We start from the raw sequence: 13691 nt of genomic DNA, 5'->3' as shown, positions 1-13691 counted from the left end.
CCGGCGGCCCCGTCCGGCGTAGAACCTGGTATGGAACCCGTGCGTCTGTCCGTCCTCGACCGCTCCCGCACCCGCGAGGGGCACACCCACTCCGAGGCGCTGCGCGACACCGTGCGGCTGGCGCGGGAGCTGGAGCGGCTCGGCTACCACCGGCTCTGGGTCTCGGAGCACCACGGCGTGCCCGGGGTCGCCGGTTCCGCGCCGACCGTGCTGGCCGCGGCTGTCGCGGGCGCGACCCGGACGATCCGGGTCGGCACCGGCGGGGTGATGCTGCCCAACCACAGGCCGCTGGTCGTGGCCGAGCAGTTCGGGGTGCTGGAGTCGCTGTTCCCCGGGCGGATCGACATGGGCCTCGGCCGGTCCGTCGGCTTCACGGACGGGGTGCGCAGGGCCCTGGGCCGCGACAAGGGCGACGCCGAGGACTTCGAGGCCCAGCTCGGCGAACTGCTCGGCTGGTTCCGGGGCACCTCCCCCACCGGGGTCCACGCCCGCCCCGCCGAGGGCCTGAGCGTGCCGCCGTTCGTCCTGGCCATGGGCGAGGGCGCCGGCATCGCCGCCCGCGCGGGGCTGCCCATGGTCATCGGCGACCTCAGGAACCGGGACAAGATGCGGCGCGGCATCGACCACTACCGCGACCGTTTCCGCCCCTCCCCCTGGGCCGCGGAGCCCTACGTCGTCATCTCGGGCACGATCGCCGTGGCCGACACCCCCGACGAGGCCCGGCGGCTGCTGATCCCCGAGGCCTGGTCCATGGCGTACTCCCGCACCCACGGCACCTTCCCGCCCCTGCCGCCCGCCGAGCGCGTGGAGGCGCTCACGATGACCGGCAAGGAGCGCGGCTTCTACGAGTCCGGCCTGACCGGCCACATCGCCGGCACCGAGGAGCAGGTGGCGCACGAGCTGGAGACGGTGCTGAAGGAGACGGGCGCGCAGGAGATACTCGTCACGACCAGCACGTACGACCGTGAGGCCCTGCTGGACTCCTACCGGCGGCTGGCCGCGATCACCTCCGGTTAGAGTCGTTTCCCATGCACGACCGCGACCCCCATGACCCGTTCGTCCGTGTCCGCGGCGCCCGCGAGCACAACCTCCAGGGCATCGACGTCGACATCCCGCGGGACGTGCTGGCCGTGTTCACCGGCGTGTCCGGCTCGGGGAAGTCGTCGCTGGCGTTCGGCACGATCTACGCGGAGGCGCAGCGGCGCTACTTCGAGTCGGTCGCGCCGTACGCACGCCGGCTGATCCACCAGGTCGGCGCCCCGAAGGTCGGGGAGATCACCGGTCTGCCCCCGGCCGTCTCGCTCCAGCAGCGCCGCGCGGCGCCCACCTCTCGCTCCTCCGTCGGCACCGTCACCAACCTCTCCAACTCCCTGCGGATGCTGTTCTCCCGCGCCGGCACCTACCCGCCCGGCGCCGAGCGGCTCGACTCCGACGCCTTCTCGCCCAACACGGCCGTGGGGGCCTGCCCGGAGTGCCACGGGCTCGGGCAGGTGCACCGTACGAGCGAGGAGCTGCTGGTCCCCGACCCGTCGCTGTCGATCCGCGACGGGGCGATCGCCGCGTGGCCGGGCGCCTGGCAGGGCAAGAACCTGCGGGACATCCTCGACGCGCTCGGCCACGAGGTGGACCGGCCGTGGCGGGAGCTGCCAGCGGACCGGCGGGAGTGGATCCTGTTCACCGACGAGCAGCCGGTGGTCACCGTGCACCCCGTGCGGGACGCCGACCGGATCCAACGGCCGTACCAGGGCACCTACATGAGCGCCCACCGGTACGTGATGAAGACGTTCTCGGACTCCAAGAGCCCGGCCCTGCGGGCGAAGGCCGAGCGGTTCCTCACCAGCGCCCCCTGCCCGGCGTGCGGCGGCAGCCGGCTGCGCCCCGAGGCCCTGGCCGTGACGTTCGGCGGCCGGACCATCGCCGAACTGGCCGCACTGCCGCTGGTTGAGCTGGCCACCGGTCTCGACGCGACCTCGGAGGCCGCCAGGGTCCTCACCGACGACCTGCGGTCCCGTATCGCGCCGGTCGTCGAGCTGGGTCTCGGCTACCTCAGTCTCAACCGGCCCACACCCACGCTCTCCGCGGGCGAACTGCAGCGCCTGCGTCTGGCCACCCAGCTACGCTCGGGCCTGTTCGGGGTCGTCTACGTCCTCGACGAGCCGTCGGCCGGCCTGCATCCAGCGGACACCGAGGCACTGCTCACGGTGCTGGAGCGGCTGAAGGCGTCCGGGAACTCGGTGTTCGTGGTGGAGCACCACCTCGACGTGGTGCGGGGGGCCGACTGGCTGGTCGAGGTGGGCCCGGACGCCGGTGAACACGGCGGGCGGGTGCTGCACAGCGGTCCGGTGGCCGGGCTGGCCGGTGTCGAGGAGTCGGCGACGGCCCGTTACCTGTTCGACCGCTCCCCCGTCCCGGCCCGGGACGTGCGCGAGGCGACCGGGTGGCTCGAGACCGGCCCGGTCTCGCGGCACAACCTGCGCGGCGTGACAGCAAAGTTCCCGCTCGGCGTGTTCACCGCGGTGACCGGGGTGTCCGGCTCCGGCAAGTCCACGCTCATCGGTGAGATCACGGAGGACTCGGCGGGGGTCGGCCGGCTGGTCTCGGTCGACCAGAAGCCGATCGGCCGCACCCCGCGCTCGAACCTCGCCACCTACACGGGCCTCTTCGACGTCGTACGCAAGGTCTTCGCGGCCACCGACGGGGCCCGCGCACGCGGTTTCGGCGTCGGGCGGTTCTCCTTCAACGTGGCGGGAGGGCGCTGCGAGACCTGCCAGGGTGAGGGGTTCGTCAGCGTGGAGCTGCTGTTCCTGCCGAGCACGTACGCGCCCTGCCCGGACTGCGGCGGGGCCCGCTACAACCCTCGGACGCTGGAGGTGGCATACCGCGGGCGGAACATCGCGCAGGTGCTGGATCTGACAGTGGAGAGCGCGGCGGAGTTCTTCGCGGACACCCCGGCCGTGGCCCGCAGCCTCGGCACCCTGCTCGACGTCGGCCTGGGCTACCTCCGCCTCGGCCAGCCCGCCACCGAGCTCTCCGGCGGCGAGGCCCAGCGGATCAAGCTGGCGAGCGAACTGCAACGCGGCCGGCGCGGCCACACGCTCTACCTCCTCGACGAGCCCACGACCGGCCTCCACCCGGCGGACGTGGACGTCCTGATGCGCCAGTTGCACGGGCTCGTCGACGCCGGGCACACCGTCATCGTCGTCGAGCACGACATGTCCGTCGTCGCACGCGCGGACTGGGTCATCGACCTCGGCCCGGGCGGCGGCGACGAGGGCGGCCGGATCGTGGCGTCGGGGCCGCCCGCGGACGTCGCCCGCTCGACGGAGAGCCGGACGGCACCGTTTCTGGCGCGTACGCGGTCCGGGGGCGGCTGAGGCCCGTCCGGCGTCGGCGAGGACCTCCTGCGTCGTGCACCGGCCGGCGCACGACGAGCCGCCGGCGCTGTCCGCGTCCGGCCGCGGCGAGCAGCTGCCGCCGGTCGGCGAACCGCACGGCCGCGTCCCCGGGGGCGGGCCGCACAGCCCGGACACGCGCACGCTGTCCGGGCACCACTGAGGAACGTCCGGTGCGGGCAGGGACGTCCGGCGCCGTGCACCGGCCGGCGCACTGCGAGCCGCCGGCGCTGTCCGCGTCCGGCCGCGGCGAGCAGCTGCCGCCGGTCGGCGAACCGCACGGCCGTGTCCCCGGGGGCGGGCCGCGCAGCCGGAACCAGCCCTTACGGGGGACGGCCCGGTCGGCGCACTTCCTACGCCACGAGCGCCGTGTGCGTCCACGACGGTGCCGTCGTCTCCGGTGGCTGGGCGGCGCGGGCGAGAGCCCGGCGGTCGGGGCTGCTGCCCGGTGGGACGGGGGCCCGTACCTCGACCTCCGCGATCAGGCCGCGGGCCGTCGCCACCCGCCACAGGGAGGCCAGCAGCGTGTCCTCACCCACGTACGCGGGGGCCGTGGTGGCCGTGCCGCCGCTGAGCCGGTAGCCGATGCGCACCGGCTGGACCGGCACCCCTGCGTCCAGGGCGGCCTGGAAGACGGCCCGGCGGAAGGAGCCCTGGGCCCGGCCGCACCAGGTGCTGCCCTCGGGGAAGGCCGCGACCGCGGCGCCCTCGCGCAGGGCTCCGGCGATCCGGGCGACCGTGTCCGGGAGGGCCCGCAACCGGTCCCGGTCGATGAACAGCGTTCCGCCGCGCGCGGCCAGCGCCCCGGCGACGGGCCAGCTCCGTACCTCGGTCTTGGCCAGCATCCTGGCGGGGCGTACGGCGGCGAGCAGCGGGATGTCCAGCCAGGAGATGTGGTTGGCGACCAGCAGCAGTCCGCCGGTGGGGGCGGCGGCGCCGGTGATACGGACCCGGACCCCTGCCGCCCGCACGATCCACCGGCACCACCGCCGGACCAGCGACGCCGGTATCCGGGCGCCGAAGGGCGTCAGCGCGATCCCCGCGAGGAGGAGCAGCAGGAGCGCGGTGAGCCGCAGCACGGCCCGGGGCACGGCCCGCGCCCGCACGGCCGCGGACCCTTCGACACAGGCCTGCGGCGTGCAGGGCGCGGTGGGCAGCCAGGCACTCATCAGGCCGGTACGAGGGAGAGGAAGTGGCGCAGGTACCGGGCGTTGACGCGGCTCATCGGCAGCAGCACGTACAGGTCGGCGACGCCGAAGTCCGGGTCGTGGGCCGGTTCGCCGCACACCCAGGCGCCCAGGCGCAGGTAGCCGCGCAGCAGGGCGGGGAGTTCGACGCGGGCGGCGGGCGCGCGGCCCGGCGTCCACGGCAGCAGCGGCCGCACCCGGAACTCCTCCGGCGCGAGGTGCCTGTCGCTCACCCGCTCCCAGGTGGCGGACGCGAGGGCGCCGCCGTCGGTGAGCGGGACGGAGCAGCAGCCGGCGAGCCACTCGTGGCCGCGGTCGACCATGTAGCGGGCGATGCCGGCCCAGATGAGGCCGATGACCGCCCCGTCGCGGTGGTCGGGGTGCACGCAGGAGCGGCCCACCTCGACGAGCTGCGGCCGGATCCCGTCGAGCGCGGTCAGATCGAACTCGCCCTCGGAGTACAGCCGCCCGGCGACCGCCGCGCGCTCCGGCGGCAGCAGCCGGTAGGTGCCGACGACCTGGCCGGTCGTCTCCTCCCGGACGAGCAGGTGGTCGCAGTGCGCGTCGAACGGGTCGACGTCGAGGCCCGGCTGCGGACCGGAAAGCAGGGCCCCCAGCTCCCCGGCGAAGACGTCGTGCCGCAGCCGCTGGGCGGCACGCACGTCCTCCTCGGTCCGGGCCAGGGCGACGGTGTAGCGGGTGGGGGCCGTGGGCTGCGCGGGGCGGTCGACGGTCAGTACGCCGGTCATGGCTCTCTCCTGGTCACGGGCCGGTGCGGTGGAGGCGGGGCGGGACGCTGCGCGGTGTCGTGCGAACCTTCACCCCTGTTCTCCCGAGACCGGCTGACCTTCGCGTGTCATGCGCAGAGAAAACGGGTGTGAGGTTGTTGAACGCCTCGCGCCCACGGGCGCGGCCCGGATGGCGCACGCAGACGTGCGTTCTGCTCGGTGAGCGCGTCACGCGCGGCGCGTGAGGACAGCGCCGGGTCCGTCTGCCCCTCTGGTCGACGACGACCGGCGCGCCGAGTTCGTCCGGGCCGTCGGCGAACTGGCCCGCGACGCCCCGTCGCGACGGTGTGGCGGCCCGGTCCTCCACGGGCCGGCAACCGTCGTGCCATGGAGGTCACCGTGTCAGGCCCTTGAATCCCGTACTCCTTCGCCAGGCCGGACCGGGTGGAGTGCGCCGTGCACCGGGAGGTCCGCGCGTGACCGTGCCGGTCACCGGTGGATTCCGACCGCACGGTGGTGCCGTGACCTGGCGGTCCTGGTCCTGACCGTGGGGGCTGCGGCGCGGCGACCTCAACCTGGACCTCGGCCCCCTGGGCCCCCTCCTGGCCGATCCCGGCCCGTGACACGCGCATACGAGACGGGACCGGGATGAGCACCACTCCCGGTCCCGCCCGTCCGCACCTACCGGCGAACGTTCACTGCGACCCCCTGGGGGCGCGGGGAACCGCGCGACCAGCCACGAGCCACCCGCGGCCGCCGGACAACCGCCCCCGCGACGGCGCTACCGCTTCACCTTCCGCGCGGCCCGCAACCACTCCTTGTTCATGCTCGTGATGGACATCAGCGGAATGCCCTTCGGGCAGGCGGTGGCGCATTCCCCGGCGAGCGTGCACCCGCCGAACCCCTCCTCGTCCATCTGCTCCACCATGTCCAGCACCCGCGTCTCCCGCTCGGGCGCCCCCTGCGGCAGCACGTTCAGATGGTTGATCTTCGCCGACGTGAACAGCATGGCCGCCCCGTTGGGACAGGCCGCCACACACGCCCCGCATCCGATGCACTCGGCGTGCTCGAAGGCGAAGTCGGCGTCCGGCTTGGGCACCGGCGTGGCGTGCGCCTCGGGAGCCGCCCCCGTGGGCGCGGTGATGTACCCGCCGGCCTGGATGATCCGGTCGAAGGCCGACCGGTCCACCACGAGGTCCTTGATCACCGGGAACGCCGACGCACGCCACGGCTCCACGTCGATCGTGTCGCCGTCCTTGAACGACCGCATGTGCAGCTGACAGGTCGTCGTCCGCTCGGGCCCGTGCGCGTCGCCGTTGATGACGAGCGAACACGCGCCGCAGATACCCTCACGACAGTCGTGGTCGAAGGCGACGGGGTCCTCGCCCTTGACGATGAGCTCCTCGTTGAGCGTGTCGAGCATCTCCAGGAAGGACATGTCGGGCGAGATCCCGTCCACCTCGTACGTGGACATCGTGCCGTCGGCGTCGGTGTTCTTCTGCCGCCAGACGCGCAGGGTGAGCTTCATGCGTAGCTCCGCTGGGTGGGGTGGACGTACTCGAAGACGAGGTCTTCCTTGTGCAGGACGGGAGCCTCGCCGGTGCCGGTGAACTCCCAGGCGGCCGCGTACCCGAACTCCTCGTCCCTGCGGGCGGCCTCGCCGTCGGGCGTCTGGGACTCCTCACGGAAGTGGCCGCCGCAGGACTCCTCGCGGTGCAGCGCGTCGAGGCACATCAGCTCGGCGAGCTCCAGGTAGTCGACGACGCGGTTGGCCTTCTCCAGCGACTGGTTGAACTCCTCGCCGGTGCCGGGCACCTTCACGCGCCGCCAGAACTCCTCGCGGATCTGCGGGATGCGCTCCAGCGCCTTACGCAGCCCCGAGTCGGTGCGGGCCATGCCGCAGAACTCCCACATGAGTTCGCCGACCTCTCGGTGGAAGGAGTCGGGGGTGCGGTCGCCGTCGACGGACAGCAGCAGGTTGAGCCGGTCCTGGGTGTCGGCCAGCACCTCCTGGACGACGGGGTGTCCGTCGGTCACCGCGTCGTCGTGGGGGTTGCGGGCCAGGTAGTCGTTGATGGTCGAGGGGAGGACGAAGTAGCCGTCCGCGAGTCCCTGCATCAGCGCGGAGGCGCCGAGGCGGTTGGCGCCGTGGTCGGAGAAGTTGGCCTCGCCGATCGCGAACAGCCCGGGGATGGTGGTCTGGAGGTCGTAGTCGACCCACAGTCCGCCCATCGTGTAGTGCACGGCGGGGTAGATCCGCATCGGCACCTGGTACGGATCCTCGTCGGTGATCCGCTGGTACATGTCGAAGAGGTTGCCGTACTTGGCCTCGACGGCGCCCCGGCCCATGCGCGCGATGGCGTCGGCGAAGTCGAGGTAGACGCCCTGCCCGCCCGGCCCCACTCCCCTGCCCTCGTCGCAGACGTTCTTCGCGGCACGGGAGGCGATGTCACGAGGCACGAGATTGCCGAAGGACGGGTAGATGCGCTCCAGGTAGTAGTCGCGCTCGTCCTCGGGGATGTCGTTCGGGGGCCGCTGGTCGCCCTTCGCCCTGGGCACCCAGATGCGCCCGTCGTTGCGCAGCGACTCGCTCATCAGCGTCAGCTTGGACTGGTGGTCGCCGGTGCGCGGGATGCAGGTGGGGTGGATCTGGGTGAAGCAGGGATTGGCGAAGTGCGCTCCGCGCCGGTGGGCCCGCCAGATGGCGGTGGCGTTGGAGTTCATGGCGTTCGTCGACAGGTAGAAGACGTTGCCGTAGCCGCCGGAGGCGAGCACGACGGCGTCCGCGAAGTACGTGTCGATGCGCCCGGTGACGAGGTCCCGCGCCACGATGCCGCGCGCCCGCCCGTCGACGACGATCAGGTCGAGCATCTCGGTGCGCGGGTGCATCTCGATGTTCCCGGCCGCGATCTGCCGGCTGAGGGCCTGGTAGGCGCCGAGGAGGAGCTGCTGGCCGGTCTGGCCGCGGGCGTAGAACGTGCGCGAGACCTGCACGCCGCCGAACGACCGGGTGTCGAGCAGCCCGCCGTACTCCCGGGCGAAGGGCACGCCCTGGGCCACGCACTGGTCGATGATCTCGACGGAGATCTGCGCGAGCCGGTGGACGTTGGACTCGCGGGCCCGGAAGTCGCCACCCTTGACGGTGTCGTAGAACAGGCGGTGGACGGAGTCGCCGTCGTTGCGGTAGTTCTTCGCGGCGTTGATGCCTCCTTGCGCGGCGATGGAGTGGGCGCGGCGCGGGGAGTCCTGGTAGCAGAACTGGACGACGTGGTAGCCCTGTTCGGCGAGGGTGGCCCCGGCGGAGCCGCCGGCGAGGCCGGTGCCGACGACGATCACGGTGTGCTTGCGCCGGTTGGCGGGGTTGACCAGTTTGGCCTCGAAGCGGCGCTTGTCCCAGCGCTCGTTGACCGGCCCGGTGGGGGCCTTGGTGTCGGCGACCGGCTCACCGGTCGCGTAGTCGGCGTAGGAAGTCATCTTCAGCTCACCACTCCGGTCATGACGCCCACGGGTACGGCGATGAAACCGGCCGTGAGCAGCAGTGCGAGGACGTCGGCGACGGTCTTCAGGGCGCGGTCGCGGGTGCGGCTGCCGACGCCGAGGGTCTGGGCGGCGCTCCAGAAGCCGTGCCGGACGTGCAGGCCGAGCGCGAGCATCGCGACGATGTATATGGCGTTGCCGTACCAGGTGGAGAAGGTGTCCAGGACGTTCTGGTACGGGTGGCCGGGCTGGAAGCCGGGGTGCACGGTGCCGGTCGTCAGGTCCAGGACGTGCCAGACGATGAACAGCCCGAGGATGATCCCGCCCCAGCGCATGGTGCGGGTCGCGTAACTGGCCCGCGGCTTCTTGTGCGCGTACTTGCTCGGCCGGGCCCTGATGTCGCGGCGGCTGAGCTGGTACGCCGAGGTGGCGTGCGCGACGACGGCGACGACCAGCACGACCCGGATGAGCCAGAGCGTCCACTCGTAGTGCATGAACGGCTCGCCGACGGTGCGCAGCCAGTGCGCGTAGCGGTCGAACTCGCCCGCCCCGAAGAAGATCTTCAGGTTTCCGATCATGTGGGCGACCAGGTACAGCAGCATGATCAGACCGCTGACCGCCATCACGGTCTTCTTGCCGACGGTGGAGTCCCACACGGTGCGTGCGAAGGACGGCCGTCGGTCCGTCCGCGTTGCCAGAGCCATGCTGAGCACGCTACGGACGGGCGGCCGATCGGTCCAAGACATGGTGCGGCTTGAATCCATAGGCTGGAGCTATCGTAGGAGCATGCAGTTCCAGCAGCTCCAGTACTTCGTGGCCGTCGCCGAGACCCGGCACTTCACCCGGGCCGCCGATCTGGTCCATGTCGCGCAGCCGTCGCTGTCGCAGCAGATCAAGGCGCTGGAGCGGGAGCTGGGCGCGGACCTGTTCCGGCGCGCCCGGGGCAACATCACGCTCACGGACGCCGGGGAGGCGCTTCTCCCGCTGGCCCGGCGCATCCTGGCCGACGCGGACACGGCGCGGCAGGAGGTGCAGGAGCTGGCACAGCTGCGGCGGGGGCGGGTGCGGCTGGGGGCGACGCCGAGTGTGTGCACGGGTCTGCTGCCGGATGTGCTGCGGGCCTTCCACGATCGCTATCCGGGTATCCGGCTGCTGATCGAGGAGGGCGGGTCGCACGATCTGGTGCGGGAGCTGGCGCGTGGCGCGCTGGATCTGGCGCTGGTCGTGCTGCCGCTGCCGACGCCCTCGCCGGCGCTGACCACGGTGGAGCTGCTGCGTGAGGATCTCGTCGTGGTCTCGTCCCCGGACGCGCCGAGTCCCGGCCGGGGGCGGCGTACCGTGCGGGTCTGCGACCTGGAGGGTGAGCGGCTGGTGATGTTCCGGCACGGGTACGACCTGCGGGAGCTGACCGTGGCCGCCTGCCGGGCCGAGGGGTTCGAACCCGACTTCGCGGTGGAGGGCGGGGAGATGGACGCGGTGCTGGGTTTTGTGCGAGCCGGGCTGGGGGTCGCCGTAGTACCCCGGATGGTGGCGGCCAGGTCCGGGCGCGGACTGCGGGTGACTCCGCTGGCCCGGCCCGGACTGCATCGCGTGATCGCGCTGGCGCACCGCAGTGACGTGGCTCCGCCTCGGGCCGCTCGGGAGTTGCAGCGGATGCTGCTCGAGCGGTGAGGCGGATGCGGGAGCGCCGTGGGGTGTAGGCGCCGTTTCGGAGTACGGGTGCGTCGTGGTTGTTCGCGCGGTTCCCCGCGCCCCCAAGGGCGCTACCCCCTAGCCCGTTGCGTCGACCAGGGCCAGTTCGTGCAGCCTCTCCGGGGGGCCCGGCCTTGCGTAGTACCAGCCTTGTGCCGTGTCGCAGCCCAGTATCCGCAACTGCTCGGCCTGCGCACCCGTCTCGACCCCCTCCACCGTCACCGCCAGATCCAGGCTGTGGGCCAGGGAGACGATCCCCTCGACGATCTTGAGGTCGACCGGATCGGCCGGGAACTGCTGCATGCTCTGAGTGAAGGACCGGTCCAGCTTCAGGATGCTGACCGGCAGCCGGCGCAGGTTGGCCAGATTGGAGTAGCCCGTCCCGAAGTCGTCCAGGGCGATGTCGACGCCCATCTCCGCCAGCCGCCGCAGCGGCTTCAGCAGATCGTCGTCGGCACCGATCAGCGCCGACTCGGTGACCTCCAGGCACAACGCGTCCGGCGAGACGCCGGTGCACTCCAGGATGTCGACCGTGTCCTGGACCAGCCCGGGATGCGTCAACTGGCACGGCGACAGGTTCACGTTGATCCGCAGCGGTCCCACCGCCTCGACGCCGCCGTGCAGTTCCCGCCACTCGCGGGCCTGGCGCACCGACTGCTCCAGGACCCAACGGCCCAGGGGCACGATCAGGCCCGTGTGCTCCGCGAGCGGGATGAACCGGTCCGGCCCGAGCACGCCGTGCTGCGGATGCAGCCAGCGCACCAGGGCCTCGGCGCCCCGGACGCTGCCGTCGCCGAGATGCACCAGCGGCTGGTACTCGATGAAGAACTCGCCCCGCTCCAGCGCCGTCGGCAGCGCCGTGGTCAGGCCGTGCCGCGTGATGGCCCGGGCGTCCGCCTCCGGATCGGCGAGTTCGAAGCGGTTGCCGCCCGCCGACTTCGCCCGGTACATGGTGATGTCCGCGCTGCGCAGCACCTCCGCCGGGCTGCGTTCCCCGGCCGGGCCCTCGACGATGCCGATGCTGCCGCGCACGGTCAGCTCCCGGCCGTCGACGCTGATCGGCGCGAGCAGCGCGTTCATGATGCGCCCGGCGAGTTCGTCGACCTCACGCTGGGTGTCGGGCCCGGTGGTCAGCGCCACGAACTCGTCGCCGCCGAGCCGCGCGACCATCTCGCCCGGCGCGGTGGCGCAGGACTGCAGCCGGTCGGCGACCTCCACCAGCAGCCGGTCGCCGGCCGCGTGACCGAGGCTGTCGTTGACGGTCTTGAAGCCGTCCAGGTCCAGGTAACAGAGCCCGAACCGCTGGCCTTCCCCGGCGCCCAGCGCCTTCTCCAGGCGCTCGAAGAAGAACGTGCGGTTCGGCAGCCCGGTCAGCGCGTCGTGCGTGGCCTCGTAGCGCAGCCGCAGGTTGAGCAGCCGCCGCTCGGTGGTGTCCTCCATGAGGGCGAGCTGGTACTGCGGATCGCCGTCTGCGTCCCGCAGCAGGGAGACCGTCAGGTTCGTCCACAGGACGGTTCCGTCAGGGCGGTAGAACGCCTTCTCCAGGTGGTAGTGCTCCCGCTCGCCCCGCACGAGTTCGTCGTAGAGCCGCCAGGTCTGCGGAGCGTCGTCGGGGTGGGTCCAGTCCCGGACGTTGCGGCTGCGCAGCGTCTGGTCGGAGACCCCGAACATGCGCAGCAGCGCGCCGTTGACCTGCAGTATGTTGCCCTCGAGGTCGGCCATGCCGATTCCTATGGCCGCGCCCTCGAAGACGGCGCGGAAACGCGCCTCGCTCGCGTGCAGGGCCTGCGCCACCACGCCCTGCGCCTGGAGGGCGGCCTGTGCGATGGCCTCCTGCTCGGCCAGGGTCCGCCGGCGCAGCGCCCGGGCGAAACCGGCGGCCATCGCGTGCTGCAGCCGCGCGCACCGCGCCCGCAGGTCCTCCTGGTCGCCGTCGCCGCCGCAGTACAGGACCAGATAGGCGTCGACGCAGTCCAGGGTGCGGCTGAGCGCCTCGGGGTCGGTGCAGTGCGCGTCCACGAGGGCGGCGCCGACCTCCCTGCCCGCCTCGGAGTCGAAGGCCCGGGCCAGCAGCGCCTCGCTCAGCCGCCGGGCCAGGGGCAGCAGTTGTCTCTCGAACTCGGGGCGGGTCGACGACGTCGAGGTCACCGGGAAGACGGCCCGGCTCCAGATCGTCGCGAACCGGCGCAGTCTGTCCTCCGGCCCGTCCGGTTCCGCGATCACGCCGTACGCCCCACGCCCGCGAACCCGGAGAACGCATACGGATCCTCGTCCTCCGGTGCGGTGTCGGGCCGCCAGCGCGGCATCGCCACCAGTCCGGGTTCCACCATGTCGTACCCCTCGAAAAACCGCGCGATCTCCTCGCGCGAGCGCATGATCAGCGGGTTGCGGATGCCCTCGTACACGTCCACCGCGCCTCCGGCCCGCTCCGGCGGCAGCGGGATCCCCTCGTAGGAGGCGTGCGTGAGCACGAGCAGGCTGCCGGGCGCGAGCGCCTCGCCCAGTTCGGCCACGGCCCCGTACGGGTCGTCCTCGTCTTCCACGAAGTGCAGTATGGCAACGAGGAGCAGCGCCACTGGCTGATTCAGGTCGATCAGCCGCTCCACCTCGGGGCTGCGCAAAATCTCCTGGGGCTTGAGCAAGTCCGCGGCGACGACGCCCGCGTCGTCGTAGCCCTCCAGGACCGCCTGGCTGTGCGCCACGGCCACCGGGTCGTGGTCGACGTACACCACGTGCGCGCCGGGGCGGGCGGCCTGCGCCACCTCGTGGACGTTGCCGAAGGTGGGGATGCCGGAGCCGATGTCCAGGAACTGGGAGACGCCCTGGTCGGCCGCGTAGCGCACGGCGCGGCGCATGAACGCGCGGTTCGCCTGCATGATCTTGGGGAGTCCCGGCATGAACTCCATGGCCCTGCGGGCCGCTTCCCGGTCGACCTCGAAGTTGTGCGATCCGCCCAGGTAGTAGTCGTACATCCGGGAAACGCTGGGCACCGAGATGTCGATGCTCCGTGGGGCCCAGGCGGGACGCTCCATCTATCTCTCCAAGGCGTAGGCGATCCGGTGTTCGAGCAGAGGCTACTGATCGCCCGCCAATGGAGCGACCCGAAACGGAAATTGACCATCCGTTCCCGGTCACTGCCTGCGGCACGTGCCGAATTGATACCCCTCCGCATGCCCGTCGAACATATGACGAACCGTGCCCGGGGCATTCCGGAG

Annotated in this window: 11 protein-coding genes; 4 read left to right on the top strand and 7 right to left on the bottom strand. The window is 72.1% G+C overall.

Translation table 11 applies throughout. The features are described from left to right. Positions 1 to 30: 30 nt before the first annotated feature. Genes CEB94_RS36290 through CEB94_RS36280 form a run of 3 tightly spaced genes read left to right on the top strand, consistent with a single transcriptional unit; the run spans position 31 to position 3555 of the window. On the top strand, positions 31 to 1017 hold the full coding sequence (locus tag CEB94_RS36290) for an LLM class flavin-dependent oxidoreductase (RefSeq protein WP_175436186.1): 987 nt from the start codon (positions 31 to 33) through the stop codon (positions 1015 to 1017). A gap of 11 nt (positions 1018 to 1028) precedes the next feature. Continuing rightward, positions 1029 to 3374 (top strand): ATP-binding cassette domain-containing protein, encoded by a 2346-nt coding sequence (locus CEB94_RS36285; protein ID WP_175436185.1) that lies wholly within the window; start codon positions 1029 to 1031, stop codon positions 3372 to 3374. Positions 3375 to 3408: 34 nt separating this feature from the next. Then, entirely contained in the window at positions 3409 to 3555 is a 147-nt protein-coding gene (locus tag CEB94_RS36280; protein WP_175436184.1) for a hypothetical protein, read from the top strand. 190 nt (positions 3556 to 3745) lie between these two features. Here CEB94_RS36280 and CEB94_RS36275 read toward each other — a convergent pair whose 3' ends face one another. From CEB94_RS36275 to CEB94_RS36250, 5 genes are all read right to left on the bottom strand, one after another. Next, complete coding sequence (locus CEB94_RS36275; RefSeq protein WP_175436183.1) at positions 3746 to 4561, bottom strand: lysophospholipid acyltransferase family protein; 816 nt, start codon at positions 4559 to 4561, stop codon at positions 3746 to 3748. After that, positions 4561 to 5328: a GNAT family N-acetyltransferase gene (locus CEB94_RS36270; RefSeq protein WP_175436182.1), complete on the bottom strand. Its 768-nt coding sequence runs from the start codon at positions 5326 to 5328 to the stop codon at positions 4561 to 4563. The genes CEB94_RS36275 and CEB94_RS36270 overlap by 1 nt, the downstream gene beginning before the upstream one ends. Positions 5329 to 6088: 760 nt before the next feature. Then, positions 6089 to 6835, bottom strand: coding sequence for a succinate dehydrogenase/fumarate reductase iron-sulfur subunit (locus CEB94_RS36260; RefSeq protein ID WP_175436181.1), 747 nt, complete (start codon positions 6833 to 6835; stop codon positions 6089 to 6091). Beyond that, positions 6832 to 8781, bottom strand: a complete 1950-nt coding sequence (locus CEB94_RS36255) for a fumarate reductase/succinate dehydrogenase flavoprotein subunit (RefSeq protein ID WP_175436180.1) — start codon at positions 8779 to 8781, stop codon at positions 6832 to 6834. Before CEB94_RS36255 ends, CEB94_RS36260 begins: the two co-directional genes overlap by 4 nt. A 2-nt stretch (positions 8782 to 8783) precedes the next feature. Next, the gene (locus tag CEB94_RS36250; RefSeq protein ID WP_175436179.1) at positions 8784 to 9488 is read right to left on the bottom strand and encodes a succinate dehydrogenase; all 705 of its coding nucleotides are present in this window, start codon (positions 9486 to 9488) and stop codon (positions 8784 to 8786) included. An 82-nt stretch (positions 9489 to 9570) separates the two neighbouring features. Between CEB94_RS36250 and CEB94_RS36245 the strand changes: the two genes are divergently transcribed. Next, positions 9571 to 10455 carry a LysR family transcriptional regulator gene (locus CEB94_RS36245; RefSeq protein WP_175436178.1) on the top strand — a complete coding sequence of 295 codons (885 nt, stop codon included), beginning with the start codon at positions 9571 to 9573 and terminating at the stop codon, positions 10453 to 10455. Between the two features lie 99 nt (positions 10456 to 10554). Here CEB94_RS36245 and CEB94_RS36240 read toward each other — a convergent pair whose 3' ends face one another. Further along, complete coding sequence (locus CEB94_RS36240) at positions 10555 to 12699, bottom strand: putative bifunctional diguanylate cyclase/phosphodiesterase (protein WP_175436177.1); 2145 nt, start codon at positions 12697 to 12699, stop codon at positions 10555 to 10557. Then, on the bottom strand, positions 12696 to 13508 hold the full coding sequence (locus tag CEB94_RS36235) for an SAM-dependent methyltransferase (protein WP_175436176.1): 813 nt from the start codon (positions 13506 to 13508) through the stop codon (positions 12696 to 12698). Before CEB94_RS36235 ends, CEB94_RS36240 begins: the two co-directional genes overlap by 4 nt. Between the last annotated feature and the right edge of the window lie 183 nt (positions 13509 to 13691).

Source organism: Streptomyces hawaiiensis (assembly GCF_004803895.1).
In the GTDB taxonomy this organism is placed as follows: Bacteria; Actinomycetota; Actinomycetes; order Streptomycetales; family Streptomycetaceae; genus Streptomyces; species Streptomyces hawaiiensis.
The sequence above is the reverse complement of the archived record's forward strand: the minus strand, read 5'-3'. Positions and strand labels throughout refer to the sequence as shown.

Excerpts from the sequence above, each read along its gene's own strand:
- CEB94_RS36290 (WP_175436186.1), top strand. The coding sequence starts at position 31 with ATGGAACCCGTGCGTCTGTCCGTCCTCGACCGCTCCCGCACCCGCGAG.
- CEB94_RS36285 (WP_175436185.1), top strand. The coding sequence starts at position 1,029 with ATGCACGACCGCGACCCCCATGACCCGTTCGTCCGTGTCCGCGGCGCC.
- CEB94_RS36275 (WP_175436183.1), bottom strand. The coding sequence starts at position 4,561 with ATGAGTGCCTGGCTGCCCACCGCGCCCTGCACGCCGCAGGCCTGTGTC.
- CEB94_RS36270 (WP_175436182.1), bottom strand. The coding sequence starts at position 5,328 with ATGACCGGCGTACTGACCGTCGACCGCCCCGCGCAGCCCACGGCCCCC.
- CEB94_RS36260 (WP_175436181.1), bottom strand. The coding sequence starts at position 6,835 with ATGAAGCTCACCCTGCGCGTCTGGCGGCAGAAGAACACCGACGCCGAC.
- CEB94_RS36255 (WP_175436180.1), bottom strand. The coding sequence starts at position 8,781 with ATGACTTCCTACGCCGACTACGCGACCGGTGAGCCGGTCGCCGACACC.
- CEB94_RS36250 (WP_175436179.1), bottom strand. The coding sequence starts at position 9,488 with ATGGCTCTGGCAACGCGGACGGACCGACGGCCGTCCTTCGCACGCACC.
- CEB94_RS36245 (WP_175436178.1), top strand. The coding sequence starts at position 9,571 with ATGCAGTTCCAGCAGCTCCAGTACTTCGTGGCCGTCGCCGAGACCCGG.
- CEB94_RS36235 (WP_175436176.1), bottom strand. The coding sequence starts at position 13,508 with ATGGAGCGTCCCGCCTGGGCCCCACGGAGCATCGACATCTCGGTGCCC.